This window comes from Jeotgalibacillus salarius, assembly GCF_004405125.1.
Lineage (GTDB): Bacteria > Bacillota > Bacilli > Bacillales > Jeotgalibacillaceae > Jeotgalibacillus > Jeotgalibacillus salarius.
In genome coordinates, this window is record NZ_SORX01000003.1 from 25,291 (window position 1) to 45,041 (window position 19,751).

The following is a 19,751-nucleotide window of genomic DNA, read 5'->3' on the forward strand; positions in this document are numbered from 1 at the left end:
TTCTGACACAGCTTGCGGGGTTGAAATAGGATATAATTTTCATAAGAAAATCTGAAAAGATGGGAGTCTTTTATGGCACAGAATGACGCAGGGTTGAAACCTTTTATTCAATTAATATTATCAACTAAAATTCCGAGGCTTGCTTTAACGCTTGGATTGGTCGGGAGTATTCTTACGACGCTTGTCGGACTGACGATTCCGTTGCTGACGCGCGAGCTGGTCGATGGCTTTTCAGTTTCTATAAGCGGATGGCTCGTCGCAGCGATTGCGATCGTCTTTATTGTGCAGGCACTGATTGATGGCGGCTCGACTTATCTGCTCGGTTATACGGGTCAGGTTGTTGTGGCGAGGCTGCGTGAACAGATGTGGGAGAAGATGATTCGCCTGCCTGTCAGCTACTATGATCAGAAGGCAAGCGGTGAGTCGGTGAGCCGCGTGGTAAATGATACAGGGATTGTGAAGGATCTGATTTCCCAGCACTTCCCGCAGTTTATCACTGGCATTATTACGATTTTCGGTGCTGTCATTATTCTTTTAGTGATGGACTGGCGGATGACGCTTCTGATGCTGATATCTGTTCCTGTGACGGTTGGGATTATGATTCCACTCGGCAGACAGATGTCTAAGATTTCACGCGGACTGCAGGATGAGACGGCTGATTTTACAGGAAAGATCCAGCAGACTTTAAGTGAGATCAGATTGATGAAGGCCTCCAATGCAGAGACATTTGAATCAGCAAAAGGTAAAGGCGGCATCAGAAATTTATTGATGTTCGGCTTAAAAGAGATGCGGATTTTTGCGATTATCGGACCGCTGATTTACCTGGTGATGATGGCTGTCATTGTGGTCATTATCGGATATGGCGGCATCCGGGTGGCAGAAGGGTCCATGACGACAGGGTCGCTTGTTGCTTTCCTGCTGTATCTGTTTCAAATTGTCTTTCCAATCACGTCATTTGCGATGTTCTTTACACAGCTTCAAAAAGCGAAGGGTGCAACTGAGCGGATTATCGGAATCATTGAGCTTACACCGGAGGACGGCAGAACTGGAGAAGACATCGATATCAGCGGGATGCCGGTTCATGTGAGAAACGTATCATTTGCTTATGAAGCGGGTGAGCCGATTATTTCGAATGTGTCATTTGACGCTGCACCAGGTGAGATGGTCGCTTTTGCGGGACCGAGCGGCGGCGGTAAGTCCACAATGTTCGGTCTGCTTGAACGCTTTTATGAACCTGCAGAAGGCGGCATTTTTATCGGAGGCACACCGATTACCGACCTTTCAATGAATGCATGGCGGAGTCAGATCGGGTACGTGTCACAGGACAGTCCGATGATGGCAGGGACGATCCGTGATAATTTAACTTATGGATTAGAGGATGCGGATTCCATCAGTGATGAGAGGCTCTGGGAAGTGGCGGCGATGGCTTATGCTGAGCCGTTTATCAGAGAATTTTCTGAAGGACTGGATACTCAGGTTGGTGAGCGCGGCGTGAAGCTTTCAGGCGGGCAGCGTCAGCGGATTGCGATTGCCAGGGCTTTTCTGAGAGATCCTAAAATCCTGATGATGGATGAGGCGACAGCAAGCCTTGACAGTCAGTCTGAGGCCATTGTTCAGCAGGCGCTGAGCAGGCTGATGGAGGGGCGGACGACATTTATCATTGCACACCGGCTGTCGACGATTGTGGATGCGGATAAAATTATTTTTATTGAAAAAGGACGGATTACAGGGATCGGGACGCATCACCAGCTGATCCAGACGCATCCGCTTTATAGAGAGTTTGCTGAGCAGCAGCTTGCATAGTATTGAAAAGAGGATGGGCTAATGCTCATCCTCTTTTCATCGTTCCACTGCGCTTCGGGCGGATGCTTTCCGGACGTCGGACCGTTTTGTGGTCCGATCTTTATCGCTCGCCCTTGGCTGCGGGGTCTCAGCTTCCCTCTATTCGTCCCGGAGTCACCGCCCTCCGCTCCGTTACACTATAATGGCTTCACTCAAAATGAAGGTGCTTTATCATTCAGAAAATCTCAGCAACTATGTTATCTGCTATCAACCTAATCTATACTCACCCAAGCAATCTCTTCGCTTCCATAAACCGCTGACCTGCTGTAAATAGTTCTACTGCGAAAAAGGCGAGTATGGTCCATAAGACTATGGATGGCGCGAGCATCATGACGCTCAGGAAAATGAAGCCTTCGGTCCGCTCGGCAAGTCCTGCCTGATAGCGGAATGACTTTACTCCGTTATTTTCAGATACGTTCCCTACCGTGAGGAAGATCGTCATTGAAACTACGATTGACGCCATTAATAGCAGTGCAGCCCACATGATGTCCGGATAGAGAAATGCAACGCCAAGGATGACGCTGATTTCTACGATGCGGTCAAAGGTGACGTCCATGACTGTTCCGAACGGGGACGTTTTTGTGGCGCGGGCCATTGAGCCGTCGACTGCATCAAGAAAGCCGGATAGCCATAGCACAATGACTGCGATGACCGGAAATCCGAGATAATAAATGAGACCTGAAGTGGAGCCGATGATGAATGCACCGATCGTTACCTGATTGGCCGTCCAGCCAAATGTCAGGAAGCGGTCAGCTGTTTTACGGATGACAGGCTCTGCGTATTTTCTTCCATATGTATCAAGCAGCTTCTACACCCCCTACTCCTCTTTATCTTCTTTTTGCAGTCCTAACCAGACTGCCATTTTCTTTCTGAATATGATCGGAATCGTAATCACGACAGCAAAAAACGCCAGTCCAAGCAGAATAATTCTAATATCCCCTTCTGCCAGGCTCGATCCTAAAAAGATGTAGCCAAACGTACCGGGAAGAATGCCAATGATCGTTGCCAGCGTAAAAGCTTTAAGCTTTACATTTGCAAGGCCGGCAGAATAACTGACCAGATCAAAGTTTAACAATGGAGCGAGCCTTAAAAGCAGTACATATAAAAAACCTTTCTCCTCCATCTTGGTCGTGACCAGCTGTACGCGGGGATCCTGAATCTTTTTTATAAAAGTATGGTTGAATCTCCGGGCAATTAAGTAAGCAACAATTGCACTGAGGACCGCACCAATCATGACATATATAAATCCGAAAATCGCTCCAAAAGCAAGACCGCCTGCAATAGAGAGGATTGAGGCAGGAAACAATATAAGCGGTCTGAAAGCATAAATGGTCATAAACAGCATTGGGCCCCACCAGCCGATGGACTGGATCCAACGCTGAATATCTGTAGGCGACACATCCAGATAGGTCCTGTTGAACCAGTACAGGAAGATCGCGATGATTAACACGCTCACTGCCGCTGTAACTGTTTTCCTTTTCATCATCTATCCCCCTCTCTATGAAACGTTATTGTGCATGAAAATATCTGATCTCGTCTTCCGGTATGATGACATATCCCTTTAAAGCTGAATGTTGTTCTCCAGCTGGAATCGTTATACTCCCGCCACCATCCAGCAAAACATGGGCATACCTGCGGCCGAAGTGGTATGTTTCATTTACCCATTCTGCCGCGAACCACTCCCCATCCACTGTTTTTTCTGAAGACCACCTTGCCTTCTCAGCGGGACAGTAGCGCGTTTTATCAAGAACAATCACATCAGAATAAAGAGAGGCCACGAGGGCATTTTGCGGTGAATGGTAAAGCTCCTCAGGATAACCGATCTGCTGGATACGCCCCTCTGCCATGACTGCTGTACGGTCGCCGAGCAGCATGGCTTCTTCCTTATCATGGGTCACAAAGATCGAGGTCATATCTTCTTTTTTCAAAAATGCCCTTACCCACTCTCTTAAATCTTTCCTTAGCCCCGGGTCCAGACTCGAAAATGGTTCATCAAGAAGAAGCAGCTTCGGCTTTAACAGCAGGGCACGGACAAGCGCTGCCCGCTGCTGCTGACCGCCTGAGAGTTCGTGTGGATACTGATTCAACTGCTGATCAAGCCCTACTTCTTTTAAATAGCTGCGCGCCATCTCGTAAGCTTGCTTTTTTCCATCTGTCAACTTTTTACCGTAAGCTACATTTTCAAGCAGCGTCATATGTGGAAAAAGCAGGGCCTGCTGAAAGACCATGCCGACCGGTCTGTGTTTGATCTGTTTATTTAACAGGTCAGACCCTTCGATCATCACTTCGCCTTGTGAAAAATAATCAAGCCCTGCAATGCAGCGGAGAAGTGTTGATTTCCCGGTTCCGGATGGGCCTGCCAATGAGAGGATTTCTCCTTTTTGCAGAGAGAAAGAAAGGTCTGTAAATATATTGTTTGTATCAAAAGTTTTTGACACGCTTTTTACGTCTAAATAGGGGAGACTCATACTTCGCCCCTCCTTTTCATAAATGATCTTCCTGCTACGAGCATTGCCGCTGCTTCTGCGATGATGATTGCGGCTGCAGGAATGAGTACAAAAGCAATTGAAAATGCCGCCATGACCGTATCATCAGCTGACTGCAGGAATGGATAGTAGATCATTGGCATTGTCAGTACGGTGCCTCCACCGATAATCGCAGTGAGAACGTATTGTCCTGCACTGATTGTCACCGCAAGAAAAATCGAGCTCCTGATACTTGGGATCAATAGTGGCAGTTCGATCGTACGAAATGCCTGCCACACCCCGGCTTTCAGCATCCTGCCCTGACTCAGCATATCCTGAGGAATCCGGTCGTAGCCCGCTTTTAAAACCTTGATTGTATAAGGAATCGTTGGGACGAGGTGGACGATTGTAACACCAAGCCATGTATTGGCGAGTCCCATGCGGATCATTGTAATATGAAGGCCCATTGCTGCCGCCATAATCGGCAGGAATAACGGAAGAAGCAGAATCACTTCGAGCGTATTTTTTAATGGGAATGAGCGGTGGGATAATGCTTTTGCAATCGGTACACCTGCAAGCAGATTAATCAGTGCGACAGCAAGCGCAATGAGAAGCGTTGTCCACATTGATTCAATGACCCTGCTGTCCTGAAAAACAACCTCCCATCCCCTCGATGTCCAGTCAAGATCAACTCCTGACCGCCAGGGTGTTGTCACACTTTTGATCAGCATTAAAAGGACCGGGACGATAAAAAAGATCAGACAGCTGATATAGAAAAGTTTCTTTTTCATAGTCCCTCCTAATAACGATGGCTGCTTTTTGACAGCAGCATTCTTCTTTTATTCATCAGTGCAAAGCCTATGAGTGCAATTGTTCCAAAGATCAGCGCAACAAACATTAATAGGGCAAACGCCATTGTACGCTCATCCTGCGAAGCACTGTAAAACCACTCATAAGCGAGTACCGGCGTCATCTGCGGATAGGATACACCGAGCAGACCCGGCACTTCATAAGCAGTGAAGACAAATGCACTGATGATCAATGCCGTCTCAAACATCACGGGCTTCACCCACGGCCATTCAACCGTTTTGAACCAGTCAGCCCCGCTCCCGCCAAGCACTGCATTCACTTCTTTAAACTGCTTTGGCAGCTGAAGGTATACGGGGAGCAGCATTAAAATAACAAAAGGGATTTCCTTCCATACGTAAGTAATGAAAATTCCGATACCTGACTGATCCTGCACAAGAACCGGAAAAAGTGTTCTGTCTTCAAGCAGACCAGTCTGCAAGAGGAAGGTTGAAATCAATCCACTTTGTCCAAGTAAGAGCAGGACAAAATATCCCCACACAAAATGCGGGAATAGCATTGGAATCCACACCATCCACTTGCCATTGCCATCAATAAACGGATAAAAGCTTCTGACAATCAGCCAGCCTGCAGCGAGTGAAACAAGCGTTGAGCTGAATGTGATGATAAGACTGTAGAGCAGACTGTCAACAAGCTCCCGCCTGTCAAAAAGCGCGCTGTAATAGGTCCAGGAGAAGCCACTTTCTCCTCTTACACTTTCCATAAATGCGAGTAGCAGACTCCCTCCTGCCAGCAGTAAAAATGCGCATGCAGGAAGGAGTAGAAGAATGAGCCCGTTAGTCTGCCGCCACTTCATTGCGCCACTCCGATTCAATCCATTCCACATAACCCGCATCTATTTCAGGAAGATATGACTCAGCCAGCACTTCCGCATCAAGCACAGTATTTCCCCGGTCCAGTTCCTCAAAGCCTGCCCGCTCTTCCTCACTTAGACTGCCAATATCAATCGGTGAACTCTCTCCCCAATAGTCAGGCTTTAACTTTTCAAGCTGAGCTTCCGGACTTAGCAGAAAATCGATCGCAGCCATTGCGGCTTCTTTATTTGGACTGTTATAAGGAATTGACAGGAAATGCGTATTCCCGATTGATCCTGGATCTTCAAGTACAAATGATTCAGTTGTCTCAGGGAAGATACCATCTCTCACAAGCGATTCGGCACGTGCTTCGTTATAGCCCATTGTCATCCAGACCTCTCCCTGACTGTAAAGCCGATCCAGCTCTTCAAGAGAAGAAGGATATGTCTCTCCACTTCTCCATAAGTCAGGTTCAATTCCATTTAAGTAATCCCACATAGCAGCTGCCTGCTCTTCTTCAAGCGGTGCATAAGGTTCTCCAAGCAACTCTTCTGCTTCAACTGCTTCACCGAGCATCACATGTCTGACAAATGCGTTGCCAGTAAAATCACTCGCTTCAGGGTAAGTAAATTTCCCGGGGTTTTCTTTCACCCAGCTTTCAAGCTCATCCAAGGTCGACGGTGGATTGTCAATTCTTGCTGCATCATAATTGAACACAAATTGTACTTTGCCCCACGGCGCCTCATAGCCTTCTGTTGCTGTGCCAAAGTCATATGCATAGTCATCAGCCTGATAGAACTCCTGATAAGAAGGAATCTCTTCTGTAAAAGGACCGAAAAGGAGCTCCCCTTCTTTTGCGCGTTTGAAGTTTTCACCGTTCATCCAGATGAGATCAATCGTTCCTTCATCCTGATTCGCTCTTTTTTCAGTTTCAAGCTTCTGAATAATCTCATTTGTATCAAGCGGCACCCGCTCAAGTGTGACACCATAGGCTTCTTTTAAAGCCGGTGCTGCATAGTCATCAATGTAACTGTTGATTCCAGGGTCACCGCCCCACATGTACAGTCGCACTGTTTCACCTGATGCAGTTTCAGTAATATCGTCCCAGGACAGTGAGGACAGATCCACTTCTTCCTGCTCTGATTGCGCATTACAGCCTGCCAGCATTATTGCCACTAATAAAACAAATATCTTTTTCATCTGAACACCTCTTTACACCAATCTATACTTTTAACAAGCATTCTTACTGTTAGCTACACGTCAATCTAAGAAAATAAGCACTTGCATGAAGCAAGTGCCTGAACGTTCATGTTGCGGACCATTCTTTTGTTTTCCGGTCATATGAAAATACTGCTGAAGGCTCACGTTTATATTTTTTCTGCATATCCTCCTGCAAATCATCCATATTGACATAATCACCGGCAACCCAGACTGGTATTTCAATCTTCCCTTTATTAATCACACCATGTTGAAAAGAAATGACCACACCTTCTCTTAAAAGATGAGAAATCGTCATCACGACTTCTTTCGGAATTGAAGGAAAAGCCTTTTCTTTTTTCCATTGCAGAAGCCTCGCATTTTTACGATCGGTCATTTTCTCCGGAATGACCCTTCCAACCATCATGAAGAAATCTGTCCAGTCTTTGTAATATGTACGATTCAAATATCCATCTTCAGTGGATAAATAAGCGAAGCGATTGTTTAATTTTTTATAGAAGGGAATATTCAAATGATATTTCATATGTCCCATATATAACAGTTCAGCAAGCTCCTGAGCACTCATCTCACTAACGCCTGCTTCATCTTCAAAATCGATCCAGCAAAACTCTCCATATGAAGCAATGTCTTCTTTGATCAAATCCTGAACTTCCTGTTCATGTACGTATTCAAGATACGTATGCATATTGAAAGAAGACTGCTCAAATTTGTGTTTTAAAAGGAGCAGATGATGAAGTCTGTCCGATAATGCATGATAAAAGTCTGTCATATTAATACCGCTGGACATTACAAAATCCTGCGTCGTATTCAGGTGAAGGTATATCCATCCCTGACTGCCTCCCTGGTTTTTCATGCCATCATCTCCTCACTGTTAACCTCATATGTTCAATTGTATCAAATTGCTTGTAAAAGGAGAAAAAGAAACTTTATTGAATACTCAAACGTCTAAAGATGTACCAGTTGTGACAAAAGTAATGATTAAATTTCAGGTGTTGTGACTTTAGTAAATTGTGAAACAGTACATAATCTGATACGCTGAATGCATTGTGTAAAAGAGGAAAAATTAGAATTCAGGTGAATAGATATTGAATACGAACAAACACTTTTCAGACAGAATAGACTGGACGCTCGCTGCACTGCTGATTTTATTTATGCTCGCTAGTGTACTTGCAATTTCATCAGCCCAGACGACCGGACAATACGCTGCAATTGGAACAAACTTTGCAATCAGACAGGGCATGATTTATGTCGCAGGATTTGTTCTGATTGGGATGATGATGTATTTCGACATGGACCAGTACAGGAAAATGGCATGGGTTCTATATGGTATTGGGATTGTATTATTAGTCGGGTTACTTGTACTGCCAGAAAGCCTCGTGCCTTACAGAAATGGTGCATACAGTTGGTATAATTTCCCGGTTATCGGTACACTCCAGCCTTCAGAATTCATGAAGACTTTTACGATCATTGTACTTGCAAGAGTGGTAGCGACTCACAATGAGTCATTTGTGAACAGAGATTTAAAAAGTGACTTATGGCTGCTGGTGAAAATCGGCATGATCGTCGGTATTCCACTAGTGCTCATTAATGAGCAGCCTGACCTTGGTACGATGCTCGTATTCTCAGCAATTACAATCGGCATCATTCTTGTCTCAGGCATTACATGGAAACTTCTGCTCCCTACATTTACATCTGTTGCCCTTGTGTCTTCAGCTGCTATTTATCTTGTGCTGTTTCGCCGGGACCTGATGGAACGATTTTTCGAAGATTATCAGCTTCGCCGGATTTATTCATGGCTTGACCCTTACAGTTATGCCTCCGGGGACGCTTATCAGCTGACAACCGCAATGAGCGCAATCGGCTCAGGCGAAATTTTTGGTAAAGGGTATCAGGACAGGCAGGTATATGTTCCTGATAATCATACCGATTTTATCTTTGCGGTCATCGGAGAAGAATATGGATTTATCGGCGCGAGTATCGTCGTCAGCTTATTCTTTTTGCTGATCTATCATTTAACAAAGGTTGCCCTTGAAACAAAGAGTCAGTTCAATGTGTATGTTTGTGCCGGTGTGATCAGTATGATTACGTTCCACGTATTTCAGAATATCGGTATGACGATTCAGCTGCTGCCGATCACGGGTATCCCCTTACCGCTGATCAGCTACGGAGGAAGTTCTCTGATTGGTACGTTATTTGCTCTCGGGCTACTGTTTTCAATGAAATTCCACCATCGAACGTACATGTTCTCCAACGAAGATGACGAATAACAAAAACGTGTTAAGGCAAAATGCTTTAACACGTTTTTACGTTTCATTTTCTACTGTTCAGGCACAGGAGCGATGACAGAAATGTGCTGTTTCAATACAGAAATCGTGTCGTGGCTGCCTTTGTAATGTTCTCCGTCAAGATCAATCGTTTGAGTTTCATTCAGCGTCACTTTACATGATGACGTCTGGTGCTGAATAATTGTCGAATCATCCTCTTCCCAGTCAACTGTTGTTTTTGCAGTAAAAATTTCTTTCAACAACGTAAAACCTGCTTCTTTCACAATGAGGACGTTCAATAAACCATCATCCAACTGGATTGAATCCATCGGAAATTCAGTAGCGCCTATTGACTTCCCGTTCATAAAAAGGAGCATCACTGCTTCGTCTTCAATCGTCTGATCACCAATTTCGAGTTTAAATGAAAATGTGTCCTGTTCAGAAAGTGTTTTAAGTGCACTGATATAGTAGCTGAAGCGCCCAAGCATGCCTTTCGAAGTTTCATCGATACTTTCTGAAGCTGCCGCAATTAACCCGGTACCCCAAAAATTACTGAAATAGCGGTGGTCTGTTTCAACCAAATCAACCAATCGCTCATTCCCATTAAATGCAATCAGCTCAGCAGCCTGCTTCAAATTAAGTGGTATGTTGAGGGAACGGGCGAAATCATTACATGTACCGGCCGGAAGAATCGCAAGACTGGGTCTCTTATCAAGCGGTGCGAGACCATTGATTGATTCATGAACTGTTCCATCTCCGCCCATCACAATCACAAGTTCAACTTCCTCACCGTGCTGACGGCAAAAATGTTCTGCATCACCCGGCTTCTGCGTTTGATACAAAAACAGCTGGGGGATTTTTGAAGCCAGAATGGGTGCAGTCTGGCTTAAAATTTTTTCAGCATCCCGCTGCCCTGCATTACCGTTATAAATTAACATTGCTTTTTGAAACATCTCTGCACCTCCCGCGCTTTCTTAATTACTATGTATATTCCCATTATTCGAGCAAAAAATCCTCCAAACAAAAAAGGCCCTCTATAACTGAGCACCTTTCGACTTATTGCTGATTATGTGCCGGATACCTGATGGGGCTCTTTGACAGCTTCGAGTATTTCAAGACGTGATTTTGTTGTGGTGATCTTAACGCCTACTTCAGTCATTTTCGTCATCAGTTCTTTGATGCTATCCCTGCTTCTTGACATTTTTGAGCACCTCTTCCGCTATATAGTCTGCTTAGATGAATATACGAATCGACAATTGAAAAAGTTTCATTGAGTTTAGTTCTTATTGATAGCTCTGTTAAAGCTGTCTGTTGATTTCCGCTCCAGGCAGACGTGCACGGTCGGCGGTAAGCCTCCTCGACGCAAGCGCGTGCGGGGTCTCTGTCAGATGTCTATACTGAACCCGTTAAGTGTAGAATTAAATAAGTATCATTACGATTATCATACCACCTGAACAGATAGTTTAACCTTAAATGTCAAAAAAATTAATAAAATGAACAAAATTTTTTGAACACTGTCACATGTGCATAATAATCCATTTCAGAGAAATAATAATTGCGTATTAAATATGGAGGTGAAAGTTATGAAGATTAGAGAATTTATGACGGATGATATTGTTACTTGCAACATGAAAGATACTGTTGAATCAGCTGCTGAATTAATGAAGGAGCATAATATCGGGGTGCTGCCTGTGCTGGATGAAAACGGCAGTCCTGCTGGTATGGTAACGGACCGGGACATTGTAATCCGGGGTGTTGCTGAACATAAAGACCAAACCGTGGATCAGGTCATGACGCATGAGTTAATCCATGTAACACCTGAAACACCGGTTGAACATGCTGCAGATCTGATGGCTTCCTCACAGGTGCGCCGCCTTCCGGTTATTGAAAATGGACAGGTAATCGGGCTTGTCTCTCTTGGAGATTTATCTGTAAATCCCCAATCAAACGAAAAAGCCGGGGATACATTGACTGATATTTCCCAGCAGTAAGGTGTTGTGCACTTAATTTTGGGCGGGGGTGCACTCAACTCTGGATCTTGTGCACTCATTCCGCGCGTGTCGCGCGCTCAACTCTGGATCTTGTGCACTCATTCCGGGCGTGTCGCGCACTCAACTCCGGATCTTGTGCACTCATTCCGGGCGTGTTGTGCGCTCAACTCTGGATCTTGTGCACTCATTCCGGGCGTGTCGTGCACTCAACTCTGGATCTTGTGCACCATTCCGGGCGTGTTGTGCGCTCAACTACGGATCTTGTGCACTCATTCCGGGCGTGTCGCGCACCCAACTCCGGATCTTGTGCACTCAACCCGGGTGTGTCGCGCACCCAACTCCGGATCTTGTGCACTCAACCCAGAACCTTGCACACCCAACACGTGCCCGACGCACGGAAGCCTCAAATTATTCAACAGAAAAAACCTTTCAGCAATCCGCTGAAAGGTTTTTTTACTACAGTTTTACTCTTTGAAGTCGCAATGCATTTAACACAACAGATACTGAACTGAATGCCATCGCGGCTCCTGCTAACCATGGGGCAAGGAGTCCGATCGCCGCAATTGGAATACCGAGCGTGTTATAGCCAAACGCCCAAAACAAATTCTGACGTATGTTTTTCATCGTTTTACGGCTCATCATAATCGCGTCCGCAATGCTGTTCAGATCTCCACGTATGAGTGTAATATCTGCAGCTTCCATTGCAACATCTGTTCCAGTTCCGATCGCGAGGCCCGTATCTGCTGTTGCTAGCGCTGGTGCGTCATTGATGCCATCTCCGACCATCGCAACAGTGAGCCCCTGGTTCTGAAGCTTTTTAATTTCATTCGCTTTTTCTTCAGGAAGGACTTCTGAAATGACTTTATCTATACCAGCTTCGTGGGCAATGGCACGCGCTGTCCGTTCATTATCCCCCGTCATCATAATCACATCCAGACCCATGTCTTTCAGACGGCTGACTGCTTCTTTTGAAGTGTCTTTTATTGTATCAGCAACTGCGACAATACCTGCCGCTGCGCCATCTACCGCGATCAGCATCGCTGTCCGTCCTTTTTCTTCAAGCTCAAGCATAATGTTTTCTACATGTGATACATCTATTTTCTCCTGATTCATCAGCTTCCTTGTACCTGCAAGGACGTTTTTTCCGTTCACAACCGCACGGATACCGAACCCTGATACCGCTTCAAAACCATTCGCTTCCTGCATGGAAACATTCCGCTCACGCACACCATGTACGATTGCTTTGGCTAAAGGGTGTTCTGATCCTGCCTCGGCCGCTCCTGCATAAGACAGCAAGTCTTCTTCCGCCCAGTCATTTAACGGAATCACATCTGTTAATACAGGCTCGCCCTTCGTTACCGTTCCTGTCTTATCAAGCACAACAGTATTGATTCCCTGAGCTGCTTCAAGGTGTTCTCCACCTTTGAATAAAATTCCTGCTTCCGCTGCACGACCTGACCCTGCCATAATTGAAACCGGCGTTGCGAGACCCAATGCACACGGACATGCAATGACCAGCACTGAAATAGTTGCTTCAAGCGCAGGTGCAACTTCTCCTGGAGACACAAGTGTGATCCATACGATAAATGTGATTAGCGCAATGCCGACTACGATTGGAACAAAAATTCCTGAAATGCGGTCTGCCTGACGCTGGATTGGTGCTTTCGAGCCCTGAGCCTGCTCTACAACGCGGATAATCTGTGCGAGTGCTGTATCTTTTCCTACCTTAACAGCCTCTACTTTTAAGAAGCCCTGCTGATTAATCGTTGAACCGATGACTGCATCTCCAGCAGTTTTATCAACCGGCACACTTTCACCGGTAATCATTGATTCGTTTACCGCTGATTGTCCTTCTTTAATGATGCCATCGACCGGAATTTTTTCTCCCGGGCGTACTGCAAGCAAATCTCCGGCCTTCACTTGTTCAAGTGGAATTTCAACTTCTTCCCCATTACGGATCACAAATGCTGTTTTCGCCTGGAGACCCATCAGCTTTTTGATCGCTTCAGATGATCTGCCTTTTGCTTTTGCTTCAAATAGTTTTCCAAGTACGATGAGCGTGATCAGAACTGCACTCGTTTCAAAATAAAGTCCCATCATATGACCGGGCATAGATAAACTTTGAATCGCCAGATATACGCTGTAAAAGTATGCGGCTGAAGTTCCGAGCGCCACTAATACGTCCATATTGGCACTGCCGTTTCGGAGCGCTTTGTATGCTCCTGTGTAAAATGGTGCACCTACTATAAACTGTACAGGTGTCGCAAGCGCCATTTGTACCCATGGATTCATCAGAAGGTCAGGCACATACATCCATTCAGTAAATGAAAAATGACCAACCATTGTCCAAAGGAGATGTATGGCAAAAATCAATGAAAATAAAAAGCGCTTCTGCTGACGTATAATCTCCGTCTGACGGTGATCTTCTTCAGGTGCACGATCTTCTCTCCGTGTAGCACCGTATCCGATTTTTTCAACTCTTGCTACGATATCCTCAACTGATAAAACACCATCTGTATACTCAACTGTTGCCTGTTCAAGTGCAAGATTGACTGTCGCACTTTTCACGCCTTCAAGTCTGTTCAGACCTTTTTCAACACGTGTGGAGCAGGCTGCACACGTCATGCCGGTTATATCAAACTCTTCTTTTTTCACTGACACCCCATAACCGAGGCTTGAGACTTTATCCTGAATATCATTCAGACTTAGTTTGTCGGGATTATAAGAAACTGTCGCACGTTCCAAAGCAAGATTAACGTTCGCTTTTTCCATCCCTTCCATTTTATTCAAACCTTTTTCAACCCTTGTTGAACAGGCAGCACAGGTCATGCCGGTAATATTCAACTCTTTATCCGCCATAAAAGTCTCCTCCTCTATATACCTATATAGGGTATATTATTTCACGAAATAAAATGCGCAGAAGAACTGCGCATTTACTTATTTAACATCGTAACCCTGGTCTTCAATTACATCTTTAATCTGATCAACCGTTACTGATGCGTCCTGATAATCAACGTCTACAGTTCCCTGGTCCAAATGAACTTTAACAGATTCTACGCCGCTCATTTCACCAACATTCGATTCAACAGCCTTCACACAGTGCTGGCATGACATTCCTTCAACATTTAACGTTACTTGAGACATGATTAATTCCTCCTGAAACTTGTATTATTTTTTCATTAATCTTTTCATTGTGACAAGAAGTTCATCAACAACTTCCATGTCCCCTTCTTGAATACGGTCAACAATACAGCTCTTCATGTGCCCTTCAAGAAGCAGTTTCGACACACTGTTCAGTGCAGACTGAGTTGCGGCGATTTGGGTAATGACGTCATCGCAATAAGTATCTTTGTCGATCATTCCTTTAATTCCACGGACCTGACCTTCTATACGATTCAATCGGGTCGTAAGATTTTTTTTCATATCCTCTGAGTGATGACTTTTACGCTCACTGCTGCAATGTGTATGTTCGTTCAGTTCAGTTGCTTCCAAACGTATTCCCCTCCCTGCACCTCATTCGGTTATTCACAATATAACATACCCCTATAAGGTATTCAACTTATATACTCACAAATGATTATCTACTATTCAAAAATATATGATAAACATGAACATTTCAACTCTTTAAAGCGTTTTTATGCTAAAAAGTTCTGGATTAATTTTTCAGCATGCAGGACAGTGAAACTTTTAATCAATTTAATCGGTATTAGAGATTGTCACACATTATGCGTATAATGTAAGAAAGAAGAAATTTGCAGATGGGCAGGGGCGTAATATGGACTTAAACTCCTTTGATTGGATTTCAATATTTGTAGGATTTGTATTTATTTTAAACTTTTTCTTTGCAGGGATCCTGATCTTTCTGGAAAGAAAAGATGCAAGCGCAACCTGGGCATGGCTGATGGTTCTGTTTTTCATACCAATTGCAGGGTTCGCCTTGTATCTTTTGCTCGGCCGAAGTCTCAGAAAGAAACACCTCTTTAATTGGGAAGGCCGCAAGCGTGTTGGTATCGAGCAGCTGATCCGCTATCAAATCGACGCCATTCACGACCGGAAGTTTCATTTTAAATCTGAAGAAACTGAAAAGATGCATGATCTCATTTATATGCAGCTGGTCAATAATGCTGCTGTTCTGACACAGGATAATCAGGTTGAGATCTTAGTAGACGGCAGAAAGAAATTCAAGGCACTTTTCGATGATATCGAAGCGGCAAAAGACCATATCCACATTCAGACATATATACTCAGAAGGGATAACCTTGGGCGTGAGCTTTACCGTTTACTTGTGAAAAAAGCAGAGCAGGGTGTAAAGGTCAGAGTACTCTATGACGATATGGGTTCACGCGGTCTGACAAAACGATACTTCCGGGAGCTGCGTGCGGCAGGCGGAGAAGTTGAAGCCTTCTTCCCTTCTAAAGTACCTGTGATTAATCCGCGACTGAATTACCGTAATCACCGTAAAATCTCAATTATTGATGGGCGTGTGGGGTATATCGGCGGATTTAATATTGGTGATGAATATCTTGGGCTCGATGCCCGTTTTGGTTACTGGAGGGACACTCATCTTCGCATTGAGGGAAGTGCTCTACATCCACTTCAAACGAGGTTCATCCTTGACTGGAATCAGGCTTCCTACCGGTATGATATTGAATATGCTGACGTATACTTTCCGCCAATTCCCCAAAAGGGTGATGTGGCAATGCAGATCGTATCAAGTGGCCCTGACTCGGATTGGGAACAGATAAAAACCGGCTATCTGAAACTGATCAATAATGCTGAAAAGTATATTTATATCCAGACACCATACTTTATTCCGGATGTCAGTTTACTTGATGCACTAAAGATTGCAGCGCTTTCGGGAATTGATGTGAGAATTATGATTCCGAATAAGCCGGATCATATGTTTGTGTATTGGGCTACCTACTCTCATGTAGGTGAGCTGATGAAAGCAGGCGCACGCATTTATATTTATGAAAAAGGCTTTATTCATGCAAAAACACTTGTGACTGACGATGAATCAGCGTCAGTAGGTACAGCAAACATTGACCTGCGGAGTTTCAGTCTGAATTTTGAAGTGAACGCTTTCCTTTATCATCAGGAAACTGCTACTTCTCTGGCGATGATTTTTGAAGAGGATATGAAGGATTCAACAGAATTGACACCTGAGCTTTATCAGCAGCGATCAAATCTGATTAAGTTTAAAGAATCGATCTCAAGACTGCTGTCACCAATTTTATAGTGAAAAAAGCCAAGGCTGGGACAAGAAACTGTCTCAGCCTTGGCTTTTACCTAATAAAACATGATGAAATCAAAGGTCAGGTTAAGGAAAAACAACGTATGCAATGCCGCGAAAATATACCCCGTCCGCGAAATACGATTCATTTCTTCCACCCCCGCAGGTATTTAACATCATTATACCATATTTTCAGAAAAATCAATTAATTCTTATTTAATAATTCCTGTTCTCTTTCTTTTGAAAGACCTGCTTTCCATTCATCTCCGGAGCGTTCATTCAACCATAGCAATGTGTCGCTGATCGTTTCTTCAAGCGGTCTGAATGTCAATCCTTTATTAATTGCTTTTGAAGCATCTGCGAGTATAAATCCATCAGGATAATCTTCAGAAACTGGCAGCCAAAATGGAACTTCTACAAATGGACCAGCTTCATTCTCTGTAAGCACCTGGTCGTTAACCCACTCATAGGTGACATCAGAATTCGAAACTTTTTTTGCTGTATCCAGATACTTTTCCATTGTTGGAAGTGGATCTCCACCGGCAGCATTGAACGTTCCGCTTTCTCCTTTTTCGATCATGCTGATGGTCCATTCACTCAAGTCACGGACATCAATCCACTGCACTTTCCGCTCCGGTTCTCCCGGTGCCAGCGCTTTGCCACCCTGCTGGGCACGCCAGACCCAATAAGTGAAACGGTCAGTCGGATCATGAGGCCCCACGATTAATCCCGGTCTGACAATCAATGAATGATCTCCGTACTGATCCTTTATGATTTCCTCACACTTTTGTTTCAGCGGTCCATATGATGCGCCATTTACTTCTTCCGTCTCTTCTTTTAATTCAGCGAGCTTCGTAACACCTTCAACTGCAGGGCCGTTTTTATAATCCTCATAGACTGAAATCGTTGAGATAAAAGCATAATGTTGTACTTTATCTTTTAGCAGTTCAGCAGTTTTTTCTACCTGAGAAGGCGTATAGCCTGAAACATCGAGAACTGCGTCCCACTTTCCTGACTCCAGGGTGGACAGTTCCCCGTTACGGTCTCCTGTCAATTTTTCAACATCAGGGAACAGTGAAGTATTCGTCTGTCCCCGGTTAAAAAGCGTTACCTCATGACCCCGATTGACCGCGCTTTCTGCAAGATGTCTGCCAAGAAACTTTGTTCCACCTAAAATTAACAGTTTCATATTTTTTAACATCCCTTCTTAGTTCGATTGATGGTACTTATCCTGGTAGTAATTTCTAATCCCGCTGCTTAAAAGGTAAAACGTAATCATCGTAAAAGTGATGACCCCTACTGTCGATATGACAACCCATTCAGCAGTAATGATATCCTGGTGAATATTCATCAGTAAGGTTGGCCAGATATAAGAGTTATTGACTGCTTCAACACCACCGCCCCGTATGGACCAGAATGCGCTCTGAAGAAATACGCCAATTACTGCAAATTGAGCGATCAAAAACAATGTTCTCCCCATATCACTGATGAAATTTGTCACAAGAGTCAGCCGCAGCTCCGGCCAAAAGTAATTTTTGAAAAGTGTCCACCGGGAACAGCCTGAAACAATACCCGCTTCAAAAAATGGCTTCTCTGCACTGTAATCCATTGAAGCTTTGAACACATCTCCAATTCTCCCTACTTCTACTGCAGCGATGACTACGATCAGCCAAAGCTGCCGGTGTTCTGAAAAAACCATGAAAGGCAGCCCTGCAAAGAAAATGACAAAAAAGATGGGCGGCAAAAAAGAAAACAGCTGGCTCCAGACTGAAAGTAATCCCTTTATTGTTTTGGAATAATAACTGCCGACACCAAGGATAGCTGAAATCATAAATCTGATGATGACAATTGCCAGAATCACAAGAAATGTTTCCTTCGCTCCTGCTACAAGAAGACTCAGCACATCCCTTCCTTCCCTGTCAGAACCAAGTGGGTCCTCGGCTGATGGAGGGAATGGCGGTACCTCAATCCCATTATCCGTAAATCGTGCGCCTTCCTCAGAAATCCCGTTATCAATGACTGGCAAAAGCGGTCCTATAAATGTAAAAACAAGTAATATAACCAGCATAACGCTTCCGATCGTCAGATTTTTATTCACGACCTTCCACCCCTTTCATGAGGCAGAAGAAATCCTCTGGCCACCTGACTGATCAACCCTGCAAGTAAAATCAGAACCGTGAAGAAAAAAGTAAAGGAAGCAATGGCACCAGTTTGCAGCATCAGTGATTGACCATCATAGATCTTACTTGATGCTGTTATATACTCTTTAAAATAATATGCCGCCCCTCTGTATTGAGTCAGATACTCAATGACAAAGAGGTTTGAAAGCAAATAAAGAACAACTGTATTCGTATGAACGAAAATCTTTGCCAGACCATTTTTCAGCATATGTACATAAAGCAATTTGAATGACGGTATCCCTTTTGCCCTTGCTGTTCTGATATATTCAGCCCCATTTTCATCACTAAGAGCCGAAAATGTGACATTCGCTAAATAAAACATTGGGAAAATTGACAGGTAGATCACATTCATCACGACGGCTTCAGGACTGCCTGCTCCGTAAAGACTTAACCCTGTGACAATTCCTTTAATGTTTAAATACATCAATATCATTTGAATCACAATGATAAAAACTAAATCAGGCACTGAAAGCCCTAACCATGTAGTGTGTAAACCAGCTATCCTTCTTTTCCGGTTTCTTGTCTGGAAATCAAATACACCTTTCGCGATTCCAAAGAAAATACTAATGAAAAATGCCGGAACGACAAGCCAGAGACTTCTCTGCATCATCTCCCACGCATGATCAAAAAATGGACGATCATATCTGTCTGTACCTAGACCTTCTCCACTTAATAGTGGTGTCAGAAATTGTTGAATACTTTCTGCATGTGCGCTGATTGAATACTCATAGTGAGCAGCTACGAACTCTCCAGAGGGTCCGGATTCAATCTCCATCTCTCTCGGAAGCAGCAGTAAAAGCATCAGTATCGAAAATGCTGCCAACCATTGTATGACCATCTTGACAATCCTGTTCCCCATCATGCGCCTCCATTATTTGACTCTTCTGAATAGTAGTA

Annotated in this window: 19 protein-coding genes; 4 read left to right on the top strand and 15 right to left on the bottom strand. The window is 44.3% G+C overall.

Annotated features, from left to right (window positions below; all coding sequences use genetic code 11):
* Positions 1–72 precede the first annotated feature (72 nt).
* Positions 73–1,803, top strand: a complete 1,731-nt coding sequence (locus E2626_RS05285; RefSeq protein WP_134380470.1) for an ABC transporter ATP-binding protein — start codon at positions 73–75, stop codon at positions 1,801–1,803.
* 262 nt (positions 1,804–2,065) lie between these two features.
* On the opposite strand, the gene E2626_RS05290 is transcribed toward E2626_RS05285, so the two are convergent.
* From E2626_RS05290 to E2626_RS05320, 7 genes are all read right to left on the bottom strand, one after another.
* Entirely contained in the window at positions 2,066–2,647 is a 582-nt protein-coding gene (locus tag E2626_RS05290; RefSeq protein WP_134380473.1) for a CDP-alcohol phosphatidyltransferase family protein, read from the bottom strand.
* A gap of 12 nt (positions 2,648–2,659) precedes the next feature.
* Positions 2,660–3,325: a TVP38/TMEM64 family protein gene (locus E2626_RS05295; RefSeq protein WP_134380476.1), complete on the bottom strand. Its 666-nt coding sequence runs from the start codon at positions 3,323–3,325 to the stop codon at positions 2,660–2,662.
* A gap of 25 nt (positions 3,326–3,350) precedes the next feature.
* On the bottom strand, positions 3,351–4,310 hold the full coding sequence (locus E2626_RS05300) for an ABC transporter ATP-binding protein (protein ID WP_134380479.1): 960 nt from the start codon (positions 4,308–4,310) through the stop codon (positions 3,351–3,353).
* Positions 4,307–5,098: an ABC transporter permease gene (locus E2626_RS05305; RefSeq protein ID WP_134380482.1), complete on the bottom strand. Its 792-nt coding sequence runs from the start codon at positions 5,096–5,098 to the stop codon at positions 4,307–4,309. Before E2626_RS05305 ends, E2626_RS05300 begins: the two co-directional genes overlap by 4 nt.
* Before the next feature lie 8 nt (positions 5,099–5,106).
* Positions 5,107–5,970, bottom strand: coding sequence for an ABC transporter permease (locus E2626_RS05310; RefSeq protein WP_134380485.1), 864 nt, complete (start codon positions 5,968–5,970; stop codon positions 5,107–5,109).
* Positions 5,951–7,168, bottom strand: coding sequence for an ABC transporter substrate-binding protein (locus E2626_RS05315; protein WP_134380488.1), 1,218 nt, complete (start codon positions 7,166–7,168; stop codon positions 5,951–5,953). The genes E2626_RS05310 and E2626_RS05315 overlap by 20 nt, the downstream gene beginning before the upstream one ends.
* 106 nt (positions 7,169–7,274) lie before the next feature.
* The gene (locus E2626_RS05320) at positions 7,275–8,039 is read right to left on the bottom strand and encodes a hypothetical protein (RefSeq protein WP_134380491.1); all 765 of its coding nucleotides are present in this window, start codon (positions 8,037–8,039) and stop codon (positions 7,275–7,277) included.
* A gap of 232 nt (positions 8,040–8,271) precedes the next feature.
* Here E2626_RS05320 and E2626_RS05325 point away from each other — a divergent pair, with 232 nt between their 5' ends.
* Complete coding sequence (locus E2626_RS05325) at positions 8,272–9,453, top strand: FtsW/RodA/SpoVE family cell cycle protein (RefSeq protein ID WP_134380494.1); 1,182 nt, start codon at positions 8,272–8,274, stop codon at positions 9,451–9,453.
* 50 nt (positions 9,454–9,503) lie between these two features.
* Here E2626_RS05325 and E2626_RS05330 read toward each other — a convergent pair whose 3' ends face one another.
* Both E2626_RS05330 and E2626_RS17435 read right to left on the bottom strand, forming a co-directional pair.
* Positions 9,504–10,403, bottom strand: coding sequence for a diacylglycerol/lipid kinase family protein (locus E2626_RS05330; RefSeq protein ID WP_134380497.1), 900 nt, complete (start codon positions 10,401–10,403; stop codon positions 9,504–9,506).
* 113 nt (positions 10,404–10,516) lie between these two features.
* A complete protein-coding gene (locus tag E2626_RS17435; protein ID WP_279587252.1) occupies positions 10,517–10,651 on the bottom strand; it encodes an Lmo0850 family protein in 135 nt (44 codons plus the stop codon).
* Positions 10,652–11,033: 382 nt separating this feature from the next.
* Between E2626_RS17435 and E2626_RS05335 the strand changes: the two genes are divergently transcribed.
* Entirely contained in the window at positions 11,034–11,441 is a 408-nt protein-coding gene (locus E2626_RS05335; protein ID WP_134380499.1) for a CBS domain-containing protein, read from the top strand.
* Positions 11,442–11,897: 456 nt separating this feature from the next.
* Here the strand turns inward: E2626_RS05335 and E2626_RS05340 are convergent, their stop codons facing one another.
* The 3 genes from E2626_RS05340 to E2626_RS05350 form a co-directional block, all read right to left on the bottom strand.
* A complete protein-coding gene (locus E2626_RS05340) occupies positions 11,898–14,300 on the bottom strand; it encodes a heavy metal translocating P-type ATPase (protein WP_134380502.1) in 2,403 nt (800 codons plus the stop codon).
* A 78-nt stretch (positions 14,301–14,378) separates the two neighbouring features.
* A complete protein-coding gene (gene copZ / locus E2626_RS05345) occupies positions 14,379–14,585 on the bottom strand; it encodes a copper chaperone CopZ (protein WP_134380504.1) in 207 nt (68 codons plus the stop codon).
* A gap of 24 nt (positions 14,586–14,609) precedes the next feature.
* Entirely contained in the window at positions 14,610–14,933 is a 324-nt protein-coding gene (locus tag E2626_RS05350) for a metal-sensitive transcriptional regulator (RefSeq protein WP_279587253.1), read from the bottom strand.
* Between the two features lie 283 nt (positions 14,934–15,216).
* On the opposite strand from E2626_RS05350, the gene cls reads away from it, so the two are divergent.
* Positions 15,217–16,680 (top strand): cardiolipin synthase, encoded by a 1,464-nt coding sequence (cls, locus tag E2626_RS05355; RefSeq protein ID WP_134380506.1) that lies wholly within the window; start codon positions 15,217–15,219, stop codon positions 16,678–16,680.
* A gap of 199 nt (positions 16,681–16,879) precedes the next feature.
* On the opposite strand, the gene E2626_RS05360 is transcribed toward cls, so the two are convergent.
* The 3 genes from E2626_RS05360 to E2626_RS05370 are packed head-to-tail and all read right to left on the bottom strand — an operon-like array spanning position 16,880 to position 19,713.
* Positions 16,880–17,863 (bottom strand): NAD-dependent epimerase/dehydratase family protein, encoded by a 984-nt coding sequence (locus E2626_RS05360; RefSeq protein ID WP_166786744.1) that lies wholly within the window; start codon positions 17,861–17,863, stop codon positions 16,880–16,882.
* An 18-nt stretch (positions 17,864–17,881) separates the two neighbouring features.
* Entirely contained in the window at positions 17,882–18,772 is an 891-nt protein-coding gene (locus E2626_RS05365; protein ID WP_134380513.1) for an ABC transporter permease subunit, read from the bottom strand.
* A complete protein-coding gene (locus E2626_RS05370) occupies positions 18,769–19,713 on the bottom strand; it encodes an ABC transporter permease subunit (RefSeq protein ID WP_166786745.1) in 945 nt (314 codons plus the stop codon). The genes E2626_RS05365 and E2626_RS05370 overlap by 4 nt, the downstream gene beginning before the upstream one ends.
* Between the last annotated feature and the right edge of the window lie 38 nt (positions 19,714–19,751).